This window comes from Novosphingobium sp. HNCC26DJ243 (assembly GCF_057180545.1).
The window spans coordinates 979,386-1,000,414 of the sequence record NZ_JBXUGN010000001.1 but is presented as its reverse complement, the minus strand read 5'-3'; the positions used below and the strand labels follow the sequence as shown (position 1 = coordinate 1,000,414).

Below are 21,029 nucleotides of genomic sequence, written 5' to 3'. Positions count from 1 at the left end.
TCCGTCACACCGTTCCGCGCAGGCGCCGGATCAGCCGCCACGCAAGGGCCTTGGTCCGGTTCGTGGCGGGCCAGCGGCCCGGTTGCCTGGGAACAAAACCGGCCTTGCGCAGCAGGCCATTGAAGGCGCGCGCGTCGGCTTCGGCAAAGCTCCATTCGGAGCGCCATGTGATCGAAAGCGAAACCGAGGGGGCAGGGCCATTGTTGACGAAGTGTGGCGACATCACCGGCACGAACAGCGCCTCTCCGGGATGGAGCGCCCATTGCGTCCCACCGGCTGCGAGTTCGTCGCGCCAGTAGAGTTCGCGCCCGCCGCCGGTGTGATAGGTTTCATGCGTCTCGTCCGGGGCGAAGCGCGCGTCTCCTGCCGGGAACATGGTCATGACCTTCGATCCCATCAGCTGGAGCAGGATGTTGTGCTCCGGATCGAAGTGATAGGGCGTGACGCCACCCGGACTGGTCACGAAGACGAAACCCTGCGGTTTGAGCAGCGCGCCCGTCTTCGCCTCGATCGTGGGGCGCAGTTCCTCGAGCAGGGCCATGAGCAGATCGGCATAGGCCGGGACCTGTTCGATGTTCTTGAGCGCGGCCCAGCTACCGGTCGTTGCAATGTTGCGGATCGTGTCGCCAATGCCGATACCGTTGGCCGGGGCTTTCTCACCGTTGAGGCCGAGCGGCAGGTCGGCGCGGTTGTATTCGACGCTGGCGTCGGGCAGCGCCTGCGCCATCTCGGCCAGGGCATCGAGTTGCATCAGAGGGTGGTCGCGCAGGCGATGGGCAAGCTTGTGCGGTGTCTCGGGATAGGACGCGGCAAATGCGTTGCGCGCGCCTTCGTCGAAGGCGTCGATCGGTGCGGCATCGGAAAAGTTGGCAATCTGGTCGGTCATCGGTCCAGCCCTGTCGGATTGCGTCCCAGTTCGAGCGCGAGAAGCAGATTGAACGCGGCGCGGCGGATGCGCCCGCCTATGGCAATCGAGATGCGACCGATTGGGCGGCGTTCGGACCACAGGCTGTCGATCATCGGATGGTCGGGCGCGGCGCAACTGTCGCACCAGGCGATGTCGTCGCGCAGCAGCAGGTCAAGGTTTTCGCGCTGGAGAAGCACGCCGGGCGAATAGCGCGCGTAACGCTCGTCGAACGCGGTCTTGTAGGAAAAGCTTCCCGGCGGGCAGAGGAAGTTCGCCAGCATCGCGATCGGCCGGCCATCGAGCGTCAGGGCAAGGCGCTCGAGCTTGCCGAGCGCCGCGGCCCTTTCGAGCGCCGTGGTAAAGAGCGTTTCGGTTTCGGGTGCACAAGACATGGCACTGCCCGCGCTGCCCTTCCACCCGCTGCGTTCAAGCCCGAGGAACTTTTCGATCCAGGCATCGATCCCGAGCGTGTCGGTGCGGCGTTCGAACTGCAGATCACCCTGTTCGGCAAGGCGTGCATGCTGTCGGCGCAGTTCCTTGCGCTTCTTGCCGGTCAGGGCACGCTCGAGATAGCTGTCCGGCCGCAGCGGCGAGTGGAGCAGGGCACGCTGTTCACGCATGACCAGAGCGGCGCTTCGCCCGCTTCTTGAGCAAATATCCAGCAGGGCCTGCGTGAGGGGCTGTTCGAGCGGCATCGAGGCGAGGTGCAGGAACAGCGCGCGGCCGTGGTTCGCGTCGCACCATTGGGTCAACGCCCCCCAGAAGAGAGCCTCGCAGCCCGCGCGCACCAGTGGCACGCCGAGAAAGGCATTGGCGTGAAGCCAGCCTGCAAGATGCGGGATCGGCCAGCGGCCATAGCGGCTGGCCTGCGCCAGAGGCAGAAGTCCGACGAGTTCCCCATGAAGTTCGACTGTGAACAGGTCGACGCGGTGCTTCGGATCGAACGATTCGAGCGCCGGAAGCAGATACCACGCTTCGAGAAATGGGTTGGGTGTCGATGCGGAGGAGGCGAGGGCCTGCCATCTTTCGCTAAACGCGGGTGCCTGCGCCTCACGCCAGGGCAAGGCGCGCATTCGCATCGCGCCGGCTGGCACGACAGGCATCGCATCGTGCGACAGGGTAAAGGGCGGGGCGTTCAACGTGTCGGTCTCCGCCTGCGGGATTAGGGCAAAGGCGCGAAAACTCGGTTAACGTTGGGAAATTCTCGTCCAGAAAGACGAACCCCGCCCGGATCGCTCCGGACGGGGTGTCGCACTTGCAAGGTAACCCTGCCTCGGCGGGGGTTTATCCCGCTGCGTGGGCCGCCAGCGCCGCGAGCAGAAGCAGCGCGACGATGTTGGTGATCTTGATCATCGGGTTGACGGCGGGGCCGGCGGTATCCTTGTAGGGATCGCCCACGGTGTCACCCGTGACGGCGGCCTTGTGGGCTTCGGAACCCTTGCCGCCATGGTTGCCGTCTTCAATGTACTTCTTGGCATTATCCCATGCGCCGCCGCCCGAGGTCATCGAGATGGCAACGAACAGACCGCCGACGATCACGCCCAGCAGCAGCGCACCCAGTGCGGCAAAGCCGTTGGCCTGACCGGCAACTGCGGTGATCACGAAGTACACTACGATCGGTGCGAGCACCGGCAGCAGTGACGGAACGATCATTTCCTTGATCGCCGCCTTGGTCACGAGATCCACCGTGCGGGCATAGTCGGGCTTGGACGTGCCCTCCATGATGCCCGGATTGTCGCGGAACTGGTTGCGCACGTCGAGCACCACGTCGCCCGCAGCGCGGCCCACAGCGGTCATGCCCATCGCACCGAACAGGTACGGCAGGAGCGCGCCGACCAGGAGCCCGACGATGACATAGGGGTTTTCAAGGCTGAAGCTGACCGCGAGATTCGGGAAGAATTCACGCAGGTCGGTGGTATAGGCGGCAAACAGGACCAGCGCGGCAAGGCCCGCCGATCCGATTGCATAGCCCTTGGTCACGGCCTTGGTGGTATTGCCCACGGCATCGAGCGCGTCAGTCTTTTCGCGGACCGAATCGTCGAGACCGGCCATTTCGGCAATGCCGCCGGCATTGTCGGTAACCGGACCGTAGGCGTCGAGGGCAACGACCATGCCCGCCAGCGCCAGCATGGCGGTAGCGCCATAGGCAATGCCGATCAGGCCTGCGAGCTGGTAGGCGATGATGATGCCTGCGCAGATCACGAGCGTCGGCATCGCGGTCGATTCAAGGCTGATGGCAAGGCCCTGGATCACGTTGGTGCCGTGCCCGGTTTCCGACGACTTGGCGATCGAGCGGACCGGGCGGTAGTTGGTGCCGGTGTAGTATTCGGTGATCCAGATGATCAGGCCCGTGATGACCAGGCCGAGCAGCGAGCAGTAGAACAGCACGCGGCCCGTGAACGTCACGGTGTTGTCGAGGATCGTGTACGACATGGGCGCTTCCATGTCGCCCAGAGCGTAGGAAATGGCCCACCAGATCGCACCGACCGAGAGGACGGCAGTGACAAGGAAGCCCTTGTACATGGCGCCCATGATGTTGTTCGAGGAACCGAGTTTCACGAAGTAGGTGCCGATGATCGAGGTGACGATGCATACGCCGCCGATCAGGAGCGGAAGCGCCATCATGGCGCCGAGAGCATCGCCCAGACCCTTGAGCAGCAGCGCGGTGAGCACCATCGTGGCACCGACGGTGACGACGTAGGTTTCGAAAAGGTCGGCGGCCATGCCGGCGCAATCGCCCACATTGTCGCCCACGTTGTCGGCGATGACGGCCGGGTTGCGCGGATCGTCCTCGGGAATGCCAGCCTCGACCTTGCCGACGAGATCGGCGCCGACGTCGGCTGCCTTGGTGAAGATGCCGCCGCCCAGACGCGCGAAGATCGAGATGAGCGAGGCACCGAAGGCGAGAGCGACGAGGCCGTCGACCACGGTGCGGTCATCGCCGCCCACGGTGTAGCCGGCAATGTCGGTCAGGTAATGGTAGAACACCGCGATGGCGAGCAGGGCGAGGCCTGCGACCAGCATGCCGGTGATCGCACCGGCGCGGAACGCCAGCGTCAGCCCTGCCTGCAGGCCGCTTTGTGCAGCGGCTGCGGTGCGGACGTTGGCGCGCACCGAGATGTTCATCCCGATGAAGCCAGCCAGACCCGAAAGCACGGCGCCGATCACGAAGCCTGTGGCCGAGATCGTGCCGAGCGTTGCGGCGATGATCACGGCCACGACCACGCCGACCACCGCAATCGCGGTGTACTGGCGCTTCAGGTAGGCTTGCGCGCCTTCCTGAATGGCGGCAGCGATTTCCTGCATCTTGGCATTGCCTGCAGATGCGCCCAGCACCTGACGGCTGGTCACGAAGCCATAAACGATGGCCAGCAACCCGAATAATATCGATAATGCGACTAGGTTCACGTTGGCATCCCCCTTTATTCACGGTGCCACGAATGGCCCGTCCCCGTCGTTCGCGGGTCGGGGCGAGAGGCTATAGCTTTATTTCTGCCTCGCAAGCCCTTCCATGACTTGGATCAAGGGGTTTTTAACCGTGCGTGTAACCGAGCCGGCCTTCGGGCGGCTGGCCGTCGATGAGAACGGGGGAGTCGGACCTCGCGATGACCTCGCCGATCCGGAAGGCCGCTACGGGTGTGTTAACGCTCTGGGGCAGCGTGAACAGAAGCTCATAATCGTCGCCCCAGCGCATTGCGTCACTGCGCCTGTCAGGCAGAAGATTTGCGGGGAAGGGGACGGCGGCGCTTTCGATGGCAAGCGTGACGGCGCTGGCCTCGGCCATGCGGGCGCTGTCGATCAGCAGACCGTCGGACACGTCCATCATGGCGGTTGCGAGCGGGGCGAGGGCGCGGCCCTCGGCAAGGCGCGGGGTGGGACGGCGGAAGGCTAGCGAATCGTCGGAACGTCCGTCTTGCAACGCTTCGTAGCCCAGCATTGCCGCGCCGACCGGGCCTGTGAGCCATACCGTGTGGCCCGGACGAGCGCCCGAGCGCGCAGGCGGCGGGCGGTGCGTGGCGCGGCCGAGCGCTGTAAGACCGAGACTGCGCGGGCCGTTGGCGCCTACCGTATCGCCGCCGAGCAAGGGCACGCCGAAAGACTTGAGCGCCTGGGCAAGGCCTTCCACGAAGCGCGCATCCTCATCGCCGAGCGTGAAGCCGAGCAGGACCCCGACAGGTTCGGCCCCCTTGGCGGCAAGATCCGAGAGGTTGGTGGCGACGAGCTTCCACGCAACATCGGCCATGTCCTGTCCCGGCAGCCAGTGGATTCCCTCGACCATCATGTCATGGGTCAGCACCAGCGCCTCACCCCCGAAATCCAGCACGGCGCAATCGTCGGCAAGGCCGCGCGCCGCCGGGTGGGGGGCCAGAGCGCGCAACGCTTCGATCAGGGCGAGTTCCTTGCTCACGGGCACTCTATGCGGCTGGCTGCGGGATCGGGCAAGCTTGCGTCGCAACGCCGCGCTTGACCGCCGTCGCCACGCCCCTTAATCGTTCGATTAAGGAAATTTGGAGGAGTCGAACGCGTGGGCACAGCATATATCGTCGAGGCGGTGCGTACCGCAGGTGGCCGCCGCGGCGGCAGGCTTGCCGGGGTTCATCCCGTCGATCTGGCCGCGCGCAGCCTCGATGCCATTGTCGCGCGCAGCGGAATCGATCCGGCGGCGATCGATGACGTGATCATGGGCTGCGTCACGCAGGCCGGGCAGCAGGCTATGCAGGTCGGCCGCAACGCGGTGCTGGCTTCGAAGCTGCTGCCGCAATCGACACCTGCGGTGACGATCGACCGGCAGTGCGGCTCCTCGCAACAGGCGATCCAGTTTGCGGCGCAGGCGGTGATGTCGGGCGTACAGGATGTGGTGATCGCCGCGGGCGTCGAAAGCATGAGCCGTGTGCCGATGGGCTCCAACGCCACGTTTCACATGAAGGAGGGGCTCGGGCACTACAAATCGCCGGGGCTGGAGGAGAAGTATCCCGGCATCATGTTCTCGCAGTTCGTCGGCGCCGAGATGATCGTCCGGAAGCACGGCTTCACCAAGGACGAACTCGATCGCTTTGCCCTTTCGAGCCACGAGAAGGCAATTGCGGCGACCAATTCGCAAGCCTTTGCCAACGAAATTGTCGGGATCGAGATCGACACGCCCGACGGCCCCGTAATGCACACGGTGGACGAGGGCATCCGCTTCGACGCGACGCTCGACAGCATTGCCGGTGTGAAGCTGCTCAGCCCCGAAGGGTTGCTGACCGCCGCCAGCGCCAGCCAGATCTGCGACGGATCAAGCGCGGTGCTCGTCGTTTCGGAAGCAGCGCTCAAGGGCCACGGGCTGACGCCTCTGGCGCGCATCCACAATCTTACGGTGACCGCGGGCGATCCCGTGATCATGCTGGAAGAGCCGCTGTTCGCCACCGATCGTGCGCTGCAGCGCGCAGGCATGACCATCGCCGACATCGACCTCTACGAAGTGAACGAGGCTTTCGCGTCGGTGCCGATGGCATGGCTCAAGCATACCGGTGCCGATCCGGAAAAGCTGAACGTGAACGGCGGAGCCATCGCGCTCGGCCATCCGCTCGGCGCTTCGGGTACCAAGCTCATGGCAACGCTCGTCCATGCGCTGCGCGCGCGTGGCGGCAAGTATGGCCTGCAGACGATGTGCGAGGGCGGCGGCGTGGCCAACGTCACGATCATCGAAGCGCTTTGATCGAACCCCGATTCAACAGAGGACTGAACATATGAAGCTCGACAGTTCCGTAGCTGCCGTCGTGACCGGTGGAGCCTCCGGCCTTGGTGCCGCAACCGCCCGTGCGCTCGCCGCCAAGGGCGTGAAGGTCGCCATTTTCGATCTGCAGAAGGAAAAGGGCGAGGCCGTCGCGGCCGAGATCGGCGGCGTTTTCTGCGAAGTCAACGTGACCAGCGACGAGAGCGTTGACGCCGGCTTTGCCAAGGCCCGGGCCGCGCATGGACAGGAGCGCATCCTCGTCAACTGCGCGGGCACCGGCAACGCGATCAAGACCGCAAGCCGATCAAAGGAAACCGGCGAGATCAAGCATTTCCCGATGGATGCATTCAATTGGATCATCCAGATCAACCTCGTCGGCACGTTCCGCTGCATCGCCAAGTCCGCCGCGGGCATGATGTCGCTCGACCCGTGCGACGAGTTTGGTGAGCGCGGGGCGATCGTGAACACCGCTTCGGTAGCCGCCGAGGACGGCCAGATGGGTCAGGCCGCCTATTCTGCTTCGAAGGGTGGTGTCGTCGGCATGACCCTGCCGATCGCGCGCGACCTGATGAGCGAGGGCATCCGCGTCAACACCATCCTGCCGGGGATATTCAACACCCCGTTGCTGCAGGGCGCACCGGAGAACGTGAAGCAGGCGCTTGCCGCTTCGGTGCCGTTCCCCAAGCGACTCGGCATGCCCGAGGAATATGCCAATCTGGCTATGTGCATGATCGAAACGGGCTACTTCAACGGCGAGGACGTTCGCCTCGACGGCGCGATCCGCATGGCGCCGCGCTGATGGGTTGAGAGGTGCGTTCCCGCCTGCGTGGGGCGCACCGGAGCTTTTTCGGGAGAGGTGGCCGTGGCCGACTACACGCAGATCAGGCTGGATATCGCCGACGGAATTGCGACGCTCACGCTCCATCGCCCGGAAAAGATGAATGCCTATACGCGCACGATGATGCGCGAGATGATCGATGCGTTCGATCGCACCGATGCCGACGATGACGTGCGTGCCGTGATCGTGACCGGGGCAGGAGACCGTGCCTTCTGCGCTGGCGCGGACCTGACGCCCGAAGATGGCGGCCATGTCTTCTCAGCCAACGAGACCGTTTCCGACCTCTCAGACGAACGCGTGCGCGATGGCGGCGGGCGGCTGACGCTGCGCATGTTCCAGTCGAGCAAGCCGATCATCGGGGCGATCAACGGCGCCGCCGTGGGCATCGGCGCGACCATGCAACTGGCGATGGACATTCGCATCGCCTCGACCGCCGCGCGCTTCGGCTTCGTGTTTGCGCGGCGCGGAATCGTGCCGGAAGCAGCATCGAGCTGGTTTCTGCCGCGTATTGTGGGCATGCCCCAGGCGCTGGAATGGTGCATGACAGGGAGGGTGTTCGATGCTCAGGAAGCCTTGCGCGGCGGACTTGTGCGCTCGTTGCACGAGCCGGCAGACCTCATGCCCACTGCGATCGCACTGGCGCGCGAAATCGCCGACAACACCAGCGCCGTCTCGGTTGCGATGACGCGGGCCATGTTGTGGCACAATGCGTCGCTGGATCATCCGATGCAGGCACACCGGGTTGACAGCCGCGCGATCTACACGCTGTCGCGAGGTGCCGACGCGGCCGAGGGCATCGCCAGTTTTCTCGAAAAGCGCGTACCCCGCTACCCGGGACGCGTTTCTTCGGATATGCCGTCGTTTTATCCATGGTGGGATGAACCAGGTTGGGAATGAGCGGGGAAATGGAGAAGAGCGAGAGCTTCGAGACACCGGGCGCGCGTGAACTGCTGCTGCAGACGGCATCGACCATCATGCGCGAGGGCGATGTGGTGGACATCTCACTGTCCGAACTCAGCTTGCGCTCAGGGCTCAATTCCGCGCTGGTGAAGTATTACTTCGGTAACAAGGCGGGATTGCTCAAGGCCTTGCTTGATCGCGACATGGAGACGATCGTCAAGTCGGTCGATGCCCTGCTTGCCAAGGACGAGATGTCGCCCGAGGCCAAGCTGCGCAAGCACATCTCCAAGTGCATCGATACCTACTACGCCTACCCCTATCTCAATCGTCTACTGATGCGCCTTGTGCGCGACAGTGACGAGACGGAAGCCAAGCGCATCGCCGAGCAGTACCTGCTGCCGCTCAATCGCGCCTATCACCGCTTCATCGGTGAGGGCGTGAAGGCGGGGGTGTTCCGGCCCATCAACCCGCAACTTTTCTACTTCACGCTGACCGGCGCGGCCGACCGCTTCTTTTCGGCGCGTCTGGTGCTCAAGCACTGCTTCGACCAGGACACGCTGACCGAAGAGCTTCGCGACAGCTACCGCGAACACACGCTCGATTTCATCATGGCCGGCATCCTTGCGCACTGAGGGCGATGCACCGGGCTGGTGCATCGGTATCCTTGGCGGATCGGGGCTCTATGATCTGGAGGGGCTTGAAGAAGCGCAGGAAATCGCGGTGGCATCGCCATTCGGCGAACCATCCGGCCCGGTGACGATCGGGTGGATCGGCCACGTCCGGTTCGTGTTCATGGCCCGCCACGGCAAAGGCCATCGCTTGCCGCCCCATGCGATCAACGCGCGGGCCAACATCGATGTGCTCAAGCGCTGCGGCGTGACCGATGTTCTGGCAATCTCGGCCATCGGATCGCTGCGCGAGGAACTGGCACCGGGCAGCTTCGTGGCAGTGGACCAGTTCATCGACCGCACCCATGGCCGCTCCGAGAGCTTTTTCGAACCGGGGCTGGTGGCGCACGTTTCCATGGCGGATCCCGTGTGCGAACGCCTGTCGGGCCATGCCGCCGAAGCGGCAGCAGCGGCAGGAGCGACGGTGCATCGCGGCGGGTGCTACCTTGCGATGCAGGGGCCGCAGTTCTCGACCCGGGCGGAAAGCCGGATGTACCGCCAGTGGGGCGCTGACGTGATCGGCATGACCGCGATGCCCGAGGCACGCCTCGCCCGTGAAGCGCAACTGCCCTACGCGCTGCTCGGCATGGTCACCGATTACGATTCGTGGCGCGAAGGGGAGCATGTCGAAGTTGCCGACGTGCTGCGGGTGATGGCGGCGAATACCGCACTCGCGCGTGACACGATCGTTCGCCTTGCGCGCCTTCTTCCGGCAACGCGCCCAGCCAGCCCGATCGACAGGGCATTGGACGGGGCAATGATGACCGCCCCTTCGATGCGTGATCGTTCACAATTGTCAAAACTTTCTGCGAATTTGGAAAGCGACTATTTGGAGAAGAAAGTTTCCTGTAGCGGACCACAGTGAAACGAAGTAATGGCGAGCGCACCGCGTGGTGACATATTATTTCTTCTTGCACACCGCGCTGGTTTCATGTGATACGAAATCATGCCTGGAACAATGACCCGTCTCGCCGACTTCATGCCCTACCGGATGGCCATCACCTCAAACGCGGTGAGCGGACTTATCGCAGGCGAATACCGCAGCGAATTCGGCCTCAAGATTCCTGAATGGCGGATCATGGCTGTGCTCGGCGATGCCGGATCGCTGACGCAGCGCGATCTTGTTCGCGCAACGCTGATGGACAAGGTGGCGGTCAATCGGGCGTGCAAGGTGCTCGAGGAACGCGGCCTGGTGCAGCGCAGTCCCAACGAGCTTGATGGACGGTCGCACCACCTCGAACTCACCATTGCGGGGCGCGACCTGCACGGCAAGATCTGGCCGCAGGCGTTCGACATCTACGAGAAGATATTCTCGGCCATCACCGAGCGCGAGCAGCTCAAGCTGCGCGCAATTCTCGACAAGCTGCTCAAGGCCGCACGGGCGATCGAGGGAGACGAAAAGTGAAGCTCGCATCGCTCCCGCAAGGGCGGGACGGCAGGCTGATTGTCGTTTCCGACGATCTGGCCTGGTACGCCGACGCCGATCACATCGTCCCGACCCTGCAGGGCCTGCTCGACGAATGGGATCGGTTTTTCCCACTGATCGAGGCACTGTCGATCGAGCTGGCGCATGGCGCTATCCCGCGCCGGCGCTTTCACGAGCGGGAGGCGGCCGCGCCGCTTCCGCGTGCCTATCAGTGGGTCGATGGCAGCGCCTACGTCAATCACGTCGAACTGGTGCGCAAGGCGCGCGGGGCCGAGCTTCCGGCAAGTTTCTGGACCGATCCCCTGATGTACCAGGGCGGAAGCGACGACCTGCGCGGCGGGCGCGAGCCGCTGCACCTGGTCGACGAGGACTGGGGTTGCGATTTCGAGGCCGAGATCGTGGTGGTTACAGGCGACGTGCCGCAAGGCGTCACTCCTGAAGACGCGTTGCGGCATATCCGGCTGATCGGGCTCGTGAACGACGTCTCGCTGCGCAATCTCATTCCGGGTGAACTCGCCAAGGGTTTCGGCTTCGTGCAGTCCAAGCCTGCCAGCCACTTCTCGCCCGTCTTCGTGACGCCCGATGCGCTCGGCAGCGCCTGGACGGGCGGCAAGCTTTCGCGCACGCTGATGATCGATCTCAATGGCCTGCCGTTCGGGCGGATCGAAGCGGGCGAGGAATGCACCTTCGATTTCGGCGTGCTGATCGCGCATCTGGCAAGGACGCGCAGGATTGGAGCTGGTTCAATCATCGGATCAGGCACAGTATCGAACCGTGATCCCGATGGGTCGCCGGGGCGGTCAGTGGCCGACGGCGGGCGGGGCTACGCCTGCATTGCCGAACAACGCATGGTCGAGACGATCGCAACCGGATCGCCCGTGACATCGTTCCTCAAGGGCGGGGACGTCGTGCGGATCGAGGTCCGTGACGACAAGGGCAAGAGCATTTTCGGTGCCATCGAGCAAAGCGTGGTCAAGGACTGACGCAGCGATCCTTGAGGCAGGCAAGAAAACGGCCCGGGCGCTTGATGGCGCACCGGGCCTTTTGCTGGTCGTGGGACGTCGCGCCGGGAGGTTCCGGCGCGACGATTGCCCGAGATCAGGTCTTCTTGTTGATCAGCGTATCGCTGATCGAGCAGGCTGCCGGGCCGAGGATCACGATGAACAGCACGGGCAGAATGAACAGGATCAGCGGGATCGTCATGATCGCCGGTAGGCGCGCGGCCTTTTCTTCGGCGCGCATCATGCGCTCGTTACGGAATTCGGCCGAGAGCACGCGCAGGGCAGACGCCAGCGGCGTACCGTAACGCTCGGTCTGGACCATGGTCGTGACCACGCCCTTCACCGAATCGAGGTCGACGCGATAGGCGAGGTTCTCGAAAGCCTGGCGACGCTCGGTCAGGAACGACAGTTCGATCGCGGTGAGTGCGAATTCGTCGCCCAGTTCGGGATAGGCCCGGCCCAGTTCGCGTGCCACGCGGTTGAACGCGGCATCGACGGTAAGACCGGCCTCGGCGCAGATGACGAGAAGGTCGAGCGCGTCCGGCAGACCCTTGCGGATGGCGCCGGTGCGCTTGCCGATCATGTTCTGCACGAAGATGTCCGGACCCTTGTAGCCCGCGATCAGGCAGACCGCGAAGCCGATGAAGCGCTTGAACGGGCTCCAGTCGGGAAAGGAGTTCGACCAGTAGAAGATGGTTGCGCCGACGAGTCCCAGCACGATCGGGCCGACGAGGCGACCGAGGATGACCGCAACCGCCCATTCCTTCTTGCGGATGCCAGCCTGCGCAAGCTTCTGCTGGACGACGGCCAGCTGGCTGTCCTGCAGGACCTTGAGAGATTCGAGGAAGCCGCGGATCTGGTCGGTGGTCTGGTTGCGACGGACGATGCTGGTGCGCTTGCGCGCACTGGCGGTCACGATGCCGGCTTTGAGCTGTTCGCGCCGTTCGTTCAATGCCTTGACGCGCTTGGTCATCGGATCGCGCACGGTGACCGCTGCGTAGATCGCCAGCATCACCGCAAAGGCTGCAACCGCGACGAGGATCGAGCCGACGAGGTAGACGTCGAAACCGAGGAGTGTCGGTCCGGGCGGGGTTTTCATCATGGTCGCCTGTCCCTTTCGCTCAGATTTCGAAGCTGACCATCTTGGCCATGATGAAGGCACCGATGCCAAGCCAGGTAAGCCCGCCAAGCCCCGCGACGATGAGGCGATCGTCGATGAAGAACTTGCCGAGGTAATCCGGGTTGATGGTGTAGATCAGGCCGAAGACGATGAAGGGCAGTGAACCCACGATGTAGGCCGAAGCCTTCGATTCCGAGCTCATCGCCTTGATCTTGAGCTTCATCTGTGCGCGCTTGCGCAACACGTCGGAGAGGTTCGACAGGGTTTCGGCAAGGTTGCCGCCAGTCTCGCGCTGGATGGCCAGCGTGATGCAGAAGAAGTTGAATTCAGGCAGGTTGAGGCGGTCCGCCGTATCCTGGAGGGCTTCTTCCATGGTCCGGCCGACCTTGATCCGATCGGTCACCATCTTGAATTCCTGGCCAACAGGACCCGGCAGTTCGCTTGCCACGACGCCCAGCGTTTCAGTGACCGGCAGGCCCGAGCGCAACCCGCGCACCAGCAGGTCCAGCGCGTCGGGCAGACGGCCCGTGAAGCCATCGAGGCGCTTGTTGATCGCGCGTCCGACCAGGAAGTGCGGCAGGCCGCCCCCGATGAGGATGCCTGCTCCCAGTGCAAGCGCAGGCGCGCCCGTCTTGATATAGACGATCACGAGTATGGCCAGGGCAATACCACCACTGACGTAGAAATACTGCGCGACCGTCCAGGACTTGCCGGTACGGTGCAGGCGCAGCGCCAGCGCTTCGAGCCGAGAGCCCGAGCCCGCGATCCGTGTGGAGCGTGGTTTGCGCGTGGCCAGCGTCTTGCGATACTGGGCCTCGACCTTGTCCACGGCGTTCTCGGAATGGCGGAACCGCACCGACTGGAGCCGGCGTCCGCCTTCCTTCGAAGCCGATGGCCCCGATAGCGCGGCATAGCCCAGTACCATGACCAGCATCAGGCCTACCGACATTACCAGAAGCTGGATCAAGTTTGCCATCAGCCTTGCCTTCCTGTCACTTCACCAGTCACCCCGGCCGATCAGGCCGCAGCGTTTGCCTTCGCCTTGGGCGCAAGCATCTTCTTGAGATCGAACTTGCCGAGCAGCGAAGCCTTGCGTGCATCGCTGGCGGTGTCCGCGGTGGCCGTGCCGTCTTCGCCCACCGAACCGATGATTGCATGGGCGATGTCGCGCAGGATACCGCCGCCCTTCGATGCACGGTTTGCCGTGACGAAGGTCTGGCCGAGCTTGGCCGCGTTCGACGCACCCTTGATGTCGTAGGGCATCATGAAGTTGATCTTGCGCTCGATCGAGGCTTCGAAATCGGCCTTGCTGATCTCGTTGGCCCCAGCCTGAACCTTGTTGGCGACGATGATGGGCCGCGCATGGCTTGCGTTGGTCTTGAGCCACGACAGCAGGCGGATCGCGTCACGCGCGCCGGCCAGCGTCAGTTCGGTGGCTACGATCACCACGTTCACGTCACCCAGCAGGTGCGGGAAGTTGATCAGCATGTTGCGCGGCATGTCGATGACGGTCATCTCGAACGCCTGGCGGAATTCCTCCTCCAGTTGCACGAAGGCGCTGCCATCGGTCATCAGCGGCGAGCTGATCGGCGCTTCGGCCGAAAGGATCGCCAGATTGTCGTTCGCACGGATCATCGCGCGTTCGATGAACAGCCCGTCGATGCGGCTCGGGTTGTCGATCGCGTCGGTCAGGCCGCGTCCGGGCTCGAGATCGAGCGTCAGCGCGCCGGTGCCGAAATGCACGTCGAGGTCGAGCAGCGCCGTCGGCAGCTTGTGGTCGGTGCTGAACAGCCAGGCGAGCGAAGTCGCCAGCGTCGATGCCCCGACGCCGCCGCGCGTACCGACAATCGCAGTCGACACGTGGCGCTTGGCCGCCATCGGATCATGGCTCTTGGGTGCCGTGAAGATCGTCTGCGCCTGAACCAGCGCATCGCGGATCTGTCCCGCGTTAAGCGGCTTGAGCAGGTAATCCTGAATGCCCGAGGCCACGAGGTCGCGATAGAGGCGCACGTCGTTGACCTGACCGACCGCGATCACGACCGTGCCGGGCTCGCACACTTCGGCCAGCGCGTTGATGTCGTTCAGCGGATCGCCGCTTTCCGACAGGTCGACCATGAGGATGTTCGGGCTGGCGGTGATCGACAGTGACTGGATCGCGTTGCGCAGGCCACCGCGATGGCACTTTTCGGGAGCCCAGCCCATGTCGACGACGACCGGGCGGAGCATGTCGAGTGCGGTCTCGTCGCACATGAATGCGGCGAAGGCGTCGCGATTTGCGTTCTTTAAGCTCATGGTCTCAGTTCCCTCCGCCGCCGCTGCCGCTCGATGTATTGACGCTCTTCAGGCCATCTTCGCCGGTGGGCTTGGCATTGCGATAGCTGTCGATCGCCTTCGTGCCGCTCATGACCACGGTTTCGCCCGTGCCCGTGGCGCCCTGCACAAGGTGCTCCTTGTCGGCTACCATGGCGGCCAGGTTGCTGTTGATCGCGCAGCCGAAGTTCGACGTCGTGCGATTGGTCATCGAGAAGTCCGACTTGTTCGTCCAGTCCGGGCATCCCGGAACCGAAGCCGTCGCGCGGGTCACGATGACGCGCGTTGCGCCAGAGGCGACGTAGCCCGCCGTAATCGGCGCTGCGCCGTCGACGAACATGCCCCAGCGACCTGCGACCGCTTCGATCGAAGCCAGCGTGGCCTTGGACCCCAGCGGATCGTCGATCGAGATCTTGTCGCCATACTTGAGGCCAAGGCTTTCGAACCAGCCGGCAAGGCGGCGCTGTTCCTGGATCGAGAGCCCGCCGCCTGGCAGGGTATCGACATCAAGGACGTAGCGGTTGCGCTCGACCACCGGCTGGTGGACCGAGTTGAGCATGCGGTTTTCCGGCGTCGTCGAACAGGCCGACAAGGCGACGGCAGCGGCGAGGACCAGCGCACCGGTCGTGCTGCGGGTGAGGCTGTGGCGCATTGCTTGTCCCTTTCTCACTTGATGCTGAAGCCGGGCTCGGCACTGGCGACCTTCTGGTCGCCGCGACGGTCGCGCGGTTGGGCTGGCCCCTTGGGCGCATCGAGCGCGCCGATCTTGGGTCCGGCCTGGGTTGTGCCTTCCTTCTCGGTCGGCTTGGGGCGATCGCCCCCGGTCACACCGTCATGTTCCATGTGGCCAAGCAGCCGCTGGATGTCGTTCGGGCTCTGGAAGCCGTCGGTCGGCAGGCGGATGTCGCTCGCGTTGACGGGGTTCACCAGATAGGGCGTCACGATGATGACCAGTTCGGTCTCGCCCTTCTTGTAATTGGTCGAGCGGAACAGCGATCCCAGGATCGGGATGTCGCCCGCGCCCGGCATCTTGGTCAGCTGGTTCTGCGCGCCGTTGCTGAGCAGGCCAGCGATCATGAACGACTGACCCGAACCCAGTTCGACAGTCGTCTCGGCGCGACGCACGGTCAGCGCCGGAATTTCGATGCTGTCGAGCTTGAGCGCGCCGGTGCTCGAAAGCTCCGAGACTTCCGGGCGCACGCGGATCGAGATGCGGCCGTTGGCGAGCACTGTCGGCGTGTAGGCGAGGCTGACACCGTACTTCTTGTATTCGATCGAAGTGGTGCCGAGGCCCTGCGAAACAGGGATCGGATATTCGCCGCCCGCCAGAAACTCGGCGGTTTCGCCCGAGATCGCGGTGAGGTTCGGTTCCGACAGGGTGGTCACGAGGCCGATTGTCTCGCCCGCATCGAGCGCGCCCAGAAGATCGAGGCCCAGAAGCTTGCCCATCCCCGCAATCGTGGTGCCCGCCGCCGTCGCGGTGACCGAGCTGCCAGCCCGTTCGACGATACCCGTGGGGTTCGTTGCCGTGATCTTGGTCGGATCGAACGTGAAACCGCTCGTTGCCGAGGTGCCCACGCCGAACGGCAGGTTGCGGTCGGTCGTGAAGGTCGAACCGATCGAGCGGCCCTGGCCGATGCCGAACTTGATGCCGCCGCTGCCGTCGATGGTCGTCAGGTTGACGCCGATCTGGCGAACGAGCGAGCGGCTGACCTCGGCAAACTTCACGTGCAGGCTGACCTGCAGTGGCGTTGCCATCTTGAGGCGGCTGATCACGTTGGTCTTGTCGCCGACGAAGGCCTTGACGAGGCGGTCTGCCTCGGCAGCGTCCTCAGGCGCGGCGACGGTGCCGGTCAGCAGAACCGTGTTGTTCATGGTCGAGACGTTGACGCGCGCCTCGGGCATGGCGAGGTGCAGCATCTGGTCGATCGAGTCGAGATTGTTGCCGACCCGGACGTTTGCCGACCACACCACGTCGCCCTTGGCGTTGCTGGCGTAGATCGTGGTTTCACCACCGGCTTTGCCGAAGACGTAGAGCTGGTTGGACGACTTGACCTGGACGTCGGCAACCTTGTCGTCGGCGACGAAGACGTCGGCCATCCGGCCCGGAACGGTGACCAGTTCGCCGCGCCCGATCGAGATCGTCACGTTGCGGGCGGGACTGGTCATGCTCTGGGCATGAAGCGCGCCGGTGACGGGGACCAGGGCCATCGGCACGGCGATCATCGCGGCCGAAATGAGCGTGGTGGAGAGACGGCGTTTCATGTTGCTGCCCTTCGCAAGCGGAGTCTGACGCGGCTCGATGTTCATCACTTTGCTCCCACCGATACGGCTTCGGTGTCCTTGCCGCGGGTTATCCGCACGACAGGACCGCGGGGGGCGGGCGTGCCGTTCATGGTCATCTGCGGTGCCTGGACAGGCGCACCCATCGAAGGAGCGCCACCGGCCGGAGCGGCAACCGGCATGGTCCGGCGCTGGAAGCGCGAGACGTCGCCACCGGTAACGAAGCTCGCGTTGTTGCCTTCGATCGGACGGTTCATCGCCTGCTTCAGCAGGGCTTCCTCCTGGCTCTTGCTGACGCCGGCCGGGATCTTGACGTCGCCTGCGGCAATCGCCTGCTCCAGCTCGGCCGAGTTGTCGGCAAGCGAGCGCAGCGACAGGCTGATCGTGCCGATGGTCTGCGCCACCGCGATCTTTTCAGCGATCTTGGGCGTTACTTCGAGCGTGACCGTGCTGAAGGTGCGGACGCGGGTCTTGCCTTCGACCATTTCCTGTTCGGTGGACTGGTCGGTGGCGAGAACGCGCAGGTTCTTCATGATCGTCTCGGACGCCTTGAGCGCCATGCCTTCGCCGCCACCCTTGACGGTCTGCGTCAGGACGAGGTCGATATGGTCGCCCGGGAAGACGAAGCCGGCAACGCCGGTGCGGGCGGAGACCGGAATGGTCACGGCGCGCATGCCGGGTCCGAGGGCTGCTGCAAGGAAGCCGCGGTCGCCGGGAGCGACGAGGTTGCCCTTGGTCAGCGGCTCACCGGCCGTAACCGGATTGCGGACCACGGTGCCCAGAAGCTTCTGCATGTCCGCCTCGCCTTCGACGAAGTAGACGTCCTGGACCATGTCCTTGGGCCATGCCTGGAAGTTGAGCGAATCAGCCGTGATGATCGTGCCGACCGGCAGCGCGCGCTGGGCGACGAGCACCTTGGGGCCCATCGGCACCTTGGCCGCAGCTTCTGCCGTAGGCGTCGATGCGCCGGCGAAAAGGCTCCTTGCCGCGAAGGCCGTGCCGATCGCGACGATCAGCGCCCCCACCAGCAACATCAGCTTCCTCTTGTCCATGGCTACTTGTCCCGCCCTCTAAAGTCCGGCCCGCATGTCTCGGGCAAATTGGTTAAAATTTGTGATATTGCGTTCATGCACCTGTAACGGAGCGCCAGCCGGCCTCCAGGACAGGGGCCAGAGTGATCAATCCGGCCAGGGCAATCGCCACGCCGTAAGGGATCTTGGCATCGCGCCTGCGGGTCACCGTGTAGTGCCAGCCGGCGAAGATGATCGTGAGCAGGCCGCCGAGCAGCGACATGATCACGATGAGCTTGAGAAAGGTCATCGGCGCGAGCCAGAGCGCCAGCGCACTGAGCAGCTTGACGTCGCCGCCACCCATCAGCTTGAGCGCGAAGAGCCCGGCCAGCGCGACGAAGGTCAGCATGGCAACGCCCACTTGCGAGGCGATGTCCGGCCACAACGAAAGACCTGCGGCCCACCAGTAGGCAGGCGCACCGAGCGCAATGGCGGCGTTCAGCCAGTTGTCGATCTGGCGGCGGCGGATATCGGTGAAGGCAGCAACCAGCAGTGCGATTGCCAATGCCCCGACCAGTCCGTAAACGATGATGTTCCCCTGCATGTCATGGGGCATACGGGACAATCACTTACCAAACGGTAACCAAACCTTGGCGCGGAATTGCGTCATGTGGAGATGGCGCTTCATGGATTTCGGCACGGGTGAGGCCATTGACCGCCGCGCGATTCCCGAGGCTGCACGAGAGGCGATGTGGGTTGCACGCGACGGCCACCTCATCCGCCGGATCGACTGGCCGGGGCAGGCTGGCCAAGCGGCCGCAGGCCACTTTCGCGGGTCTCTGCTCTTTCTGCCAGGGCGCGGTGATTTCTATGAAAAGTATCTGGAATCACTGGATTATTGGTATGGCGAGGGTTGGCGCGTAACCGCTCTGGACTGGCGCGGACAGGCCGGGTCCGGACGGCTGGCGGATCACCCCACGACGGGCCATGTCGAGGACTATTCGGTGTGGCTGGATGACCTTGGCGCATTCTGGGAAGAATGGGTGAAATCTACTCCCGCGCCGCATGTGATCGTGGGCCATTCGATGGGCGGGCATCTCGTTTTGAGAGCGGTCGCCGAAAAGCGGATTAACCCTGTTGCGGTCGTCCTGAGCGCACCGATGCTCGGATTCCTGACCCCGGGGCCGAATCGGTTGCTGCACCGGGTGGCCGAGGCGATGTGCCGAATCGGCGATCCCCGGCGGCCCGCATGGAAGACCAGCGAAAAGCCGGGCGCGAGCGTCGCGACGCGCAGCATGCTGCTGACGCATGACGAGGCCCGCTATGAGGACGAAACCCACTGGAAGACGGCGCGGCCGGAACTCGGCATGGGACCGGGCAGCTGGCGCTGGGTCGAGCGGGGCTATGCCTCGATGCTGGTGCTCGATACGCCCGGTCTGCTCGAGGCGGTCGATGTGCCCGTGCTGCTGCTTGCCGCGCGCCATGACGGGCTGGTTTCGTGGAAGGCGATTGACCGCGCCGCCCGCCGCCTGCCGCGCGCCCAACTGGTCACCTGGGGCAAGGAGGCGCGGCACGAGCTTCTGCGCGAGGTCGACCCGGTCCGCGACAAGGTGCTGCAGGTGATCGACGACTTCCTCGACCGCCTCGCGCCCCAGCCTGACGGGCCCCAACCTGAAGCGCCCATGTCTGATGAGGGCGCGCCTGCGTGAATCTTGCTGCCGAAGACTTCGACGTTGCGATCATCGGGGCCGGCATCGCGGGTGCAAGCCTTGCCGCCGAATGCGCTCCACACGCGCGCGTCCTGCTGGTCGAGGCCGAAGAGACTCCCGGCTATCACACAACCGGGCGCTCGGCGGCGTTCTGGGAGGAGACCTATGGCGGACCGGGCGTCTTCCCGCTGACCATGGCATCGGGGCGCTTCTTGCGCGAGGGGGGGTATCTGTCCCCGCGCGGTGCGCTCAACATCGGCCGGGCCGCCGACCGCGACAAGGTCGAGGCCTTTGTCGCAAAGTTTTCCGCGCTTGGCGCGACGCTGCACCTTCAGGATCGTGCCGCGCTCGAGCAACGCGTGCCGGGATTGCGTCCTGAATGGGTCGTCGGCGCGTGGGAACCGGCCTGCGCCGACATCGACGTGGCCGCGCTGCACCAGCACTATCTTACGGCATCGCAGCGGACAGGCACCGTGTTGCGCGTCCGCGCGCGGGTGGAGCGGATCGAGCGCGAAGGCGAGGGCTGGCGGATCGCGTGGAACGGCGGCGAGGCACGCTGCGCGATTCTCGCCAATGCCGCTGGTGCGTGGGCTGACGACGTTGCGGTCAAGGCCGGGGCGAAAGCGCTCGGCATCCGGCCCTTGCGCCGCACGATCGTGCAGCTGCGCACCGATCCTGCCCCGGACGAGAACCTGCCCCTGACGCTTGGCATCAATGAGGACTTCTACTTCAAGCCACAGGGCGGGCGGCTGTGGCTCTCCCCTCACGACGAGATTCCCGACGTCGCGGGCGATGCCGCACCCGAGGAACTCGACGTCGCCATTGCCATCGACCGGTTTGCGCAGGTCGTTGACTGGAAAATCGAGGCAATGGAGCGCCGCTGGGCCGGATTGCGCTCTTTCGCGCCCGACCGCTTGCCGGTGTTCGGCTTTGACGCGCAAGCGGTCGGCCTGTTCTGGTTCGCCGGACAAGGCGGCTTCGGCATTCAGACCGCACCGGCCGCCGCAAGGCTCGCCGCGCAATTGCTGCTGGGCTTGCCCCGTGACGGTCTGACCGACGGGATCGACGCCGCTGTCTATGCGCCAGGGCGATTCACTACCGCCGGATAGGACCGGATTGCCGCTTTTCCGCACGACTTTGC

General features: G+C 64.4%; 20 protein-coding genes. 9 read left to right on the top strand and 11 right to left on the bottom strand.

Translation table 11 applies throughout. The features are described from left to right. Positions 1-4: 4 nt before the first annotated feature. From AC2A04_RS04790 to thiL, 4 genes are all read right to left on the bottom strand, one after another. Positions 5-886 (bottom strand): transcriptional regulator, encoded by an 882-nt coding sequence (locus AC2A04_RS04790; RefSeq protein ID WP_484211169.1) that lies wholly within the window; start codon positions 884-886, stop codon positions 5-7. Beyond that, positions 883-2,046, bottom strand: a complete 1,164-nt coding sequence (locus tag AC2A04_RS04785) for a GNAT family N-acetyltransferase (protein ID WP_484211168.1) — start codon at positions 2,044-2,046, stop codon at positions 883-885. The genes AC2A04_RS04790 and AC2A04_RS04785 overlap by 4 nt, the downstream gene beginning before the upstream one ends. Positions 2,047-2,191: 145 nt before the next feature. After that, positions 2,192-4,315: a sodium-translocating pyrophosphatase gene (locus tag AC2A04_RS04780; protein ID WP_484211167.1), complete on the bottom strand. Its 2,124-nt coding sequence runs from the start codon at positions 4,313-4,315 to the stop codon at positions 2,192-2,194. 124 nt (positions 4,316-4,439) lie between these two features. Next, positions 4,440-5,315: a thiamine-phosphate kinase gene (gene thiL / locus AC2A04_RS04775; protein ID WP_484211166.1), complete on the bottom strand. Its 876-nt coding sequence runs from the start codon at positions 5,313-5,315 to the stop codon at positions 4,440-4,442. 117 nt (positions 5,316-5,432) lie between these two features. On the opposite strand from thiL, the gene AC2A04_RS04770 reads away from it, so the two are divergent. From AC2A04_RS04770 to AC2A04_RS04740, 7 genes are all read left to right on the top strand, one after another. Beyond that, a complete protein-coding gene (locus tag AC2A04_RS04770; protein ID WP_484211165.1) occupies positions 5,433-6,605 on the top strand; it encodes an acetyl-CoA C-acetyltransferase in 1,173 nt (390 codons plus the stop codon). Positions 6,606-6,636: 31 nt separating this feature from the next. Beyond that, the gene (locus tag AC2A04_RS04765) at positions 6,637-7,422 is read left to right on the top strand and encodes an SDR family NAD(P)-dependent oxidoreductase (RefSeq protein ID WP_484211164.1); all 786 of its coding nucleotides are present in this window, start codon (positions 6,637-6,639) and stop codon (positions 7,420-7,422) included. Positions 7,423-7,485: 63 nt separating this feature from the next. Beyond that, entirely contained in the window at positions 7,486-8,358 is an 873-nt protein-coding gene (locus AC2A04_RS04760) for a crotonase/enoyl-CoA hydratase family protein (RefSeq protein ID WP_484211163.1), read from the top strand. Next, entirely contained in the window at positions 8,355-8,993 is a 639-nt protein-coding gene (locus AC2A04_RS04755; RefSeq protein ID WP_484211162.1) for a TetR family transcriptional regulator, read from the top strand. Before AC2A04_RS04760 ends, AC2A04_RS04755 begins: the two co-directional genes overlap by 4 nt. After that, positions 8,983-9,894, top strand: a complete 912-nt coding sequence (mtnP, locus tag AC2A04_RS04750) for an S-methyl-5'-thioadenosine phosphorylase (protein WP_484211161.1) — start codon at positions 8,983-8,985, stop codon at positions 9,892-9,894. Before AC2A04_RS04755 ends, mtnP begins: the two co-directional genes overlap by 11 nt. An 81-nt stretch (positions 9,895-9,975) precedes the next feature. Then, on the top strand, positions 9,976-10,434 hold the full coding sequence (locus AC2A04_RS04745) for a MarR family winged helix-turn-helix transcriptional regulator (RefSeq protein WP_484211160.1): 459 nt from the start codon (positions 9,976-9,978) through the stop codon (positions 10,432-10,434). Continuing rightward, a complete protein-coding gene (locus AC2A04_RS04740) occupies positions 10,431-11,438 on the top strand; it encodes a fumarylacetoacetate hydrolase family protein (RefSeq protein WP_484211159.1) in 1,008 nt (335 codons plus the stop codon). Before AC2A04_RS04745 ends, AC2A04_RS04740 begins: the two co-directional genes overlap by 4 nt. Positions 11,439-11,553: 115 nt before the next feature. On the opposite strand, the gene AC2A04_RS04735 is transcribed toward AC2A04_RS04740, so the two are convergent. The 7 genes from AC2A04_RS04735 to AC2A04_RS04705 form a co-directional block, all read right to left on the bottom strand. After that, a complete protein-coding gene (locus AC2A04_RS04735) occupies positions 11,554-12,558 on the bottom strand; it encodes a type II secretion system F family protein (RefSeq protein ID WP_484211158.1) in 1,005 nt (334 codons plus the stop codon). 19 nt (positions 12,559-12,577) lie between these two features. Then, the gene (locus tag AC2A04_RS04730; RefSeq protein WP_484211157.1) at positions 12,578-13,552 is read right to left on the bottom strand and encodes a type II secretion system F family protein; all 975 of its coding nucleotides are present in this window, start codon (positions 13,550-13,552) and stop codon (positions 12,578-12,580) included. Positions 13,553-13,593: 41 nt separating this feature from the next. Then, a complete protein-coding gene (locus tag AC2A04_RS04725) occupies positions 13,594-14,868 on the bottom strand; it encodes a CpaE/TadZ family protein (protein ID WP_484211156.1) in 1,275 nt (424 codons plus the stop codon). Positions 14,869-14,872: 4 nt separating this feature from the next. After that, positions 14,873-15,538: a CpaD family pilus assembly protein gene (locus AC2A04_RS04720; protein WP_484211155.1), complete on the bottom strand. Its 666-nt coding sequence runs from the start codon at positions 15,536-15,538 to the stop codon at positions 14,873-14,875. A gap of 14 nt (positions 15,539-15,552) precedes the next feature. Further along, positions 15,553-17,151, bottom strand: a complete 1,599-nt coding sequence (locus AC2A04_RS04715; RefSeq protein WP_484211154.1) for a type II and III secretion system protein family protein — start codon at positions 17,149-17,151, stop codon at positions 15,553-15,555. Between the two features lie 44 nt (positions 17,152-17,195). Continuing rightward, positions 17,196-18,221 (bottom strand): Flp pilus assembly protein CpaB, encoded by a 1,026-nt coding sequence (gene cpaB / locus AC2A04_RS04710; protein WP_484211153.1) that lies wholly within the window; start codon positions 18,219-18,221, stop codon positions 17,196-17,198. Between the two features lie 73 nt (positions 18,222-18,294). Further along, entirely contained in the window at positions 18,295-18,783 is a 489-nt protein-coding gene (locus AC2A04_RS04705) for an A24 family peptidase (protein ID WP_484211152.1), read from the bottom strand. Between the two features lie 82 nt (positions 18,784-18,865). Between AC2A04_RS04705 and AC2A04_RS04700 the strand changes: the two genes are divergently transcribed. Beyond that, the gene (locus AC2A04_RS04700; RefSeq protein ID WP_484211151.1) at positions 18,866-19,888 is read left to right on the top strand and encodes an alpha/beta hydrolase; all 1,023 of its coding nucleotides are present in this window, start codon (positions 18,866-18,868) and stop codon (positions 19,886-19,888) included. Further along, the gene (locus AC2A04_RS04695) at positions 19,885-20,997 is read left to right on the top strand and encodes an NAD(P)/FAD-dependent oxidoreductase (RefSeq protein WP_484211150.1); all 1,113 of its coding nucleotides are present in this window, start codon (positions 19,885-19,887) and stop codon (positions 20,995-20,997) included. The genes AC2A04_RS04700 and AC2A04_RS04695 overlap by 4 nt, the downstream gene beginning before the upstream one ends. Positions 20,998-21,029: the final 32 nt, after the last annotated feature.